This is a genomic window from Streptomyces sp. WM6386 (assembly GCF_000972385.1).
Classification (GTDB): domain Bacteria; phylum Actinomycetota; class Actinomycetes; order Streptomycetales; family Streptomycetaceae; genus Streptomyces.
On the sequence record NZ_JXTE01000530.1, the window covers coordinates 1 to 421 of the forward strand.

Here is a 421-nt window from a genome sequence, read left to right on the forward strand (position 1 = left end):
CGTTGATGTCCAGCGGTATGTCGACGGAAGATCGCACGGGCCGGGGCTGCCGGCACCGACCCTGACGAGCTGCCACTGCTGGTTGGTGCCCCCCCAGTCGTCGTACTGGACGATGTTCGCGTTGTCGGCGGTGGAGGCGCCCTGCACTTCGAGGGCCTTGTTGCTGTGGCGCGAGATGAGCCTCACGTAGCCGTCCGAGCTGTCGGCCAGCCGCCACTGCTGGTTGGTGGCGTTCAAGTCGGCCCATTGGACGATCGAGCCGCCGTTCGCGGTGGACCAGTTGTAGAGGTCCAGCACCTTGCCCGAGTGGCGGGACTTTATGGGGGGATACCCCTCCCCGGCATCCACGGAAAGCCCCAGCGGCTGGGTCTGCTCGCTTCTGGCCCCCCCGGGGCTGCGGGGGACTCCTGAGCCGGGCTGC

Annotated in this window: 1 protein-coding gene; it reads right to left on the reverse strand. The window is 68.2% G+C overall.

What is annotated here, in order from left to right:
• The coding region (locus TN53_RS42565) for an RICIN domain-containing protein (protein ID WP_234441871.1) at positions 1-421 on the reverse strand (421 nt) is incomplete at both ends.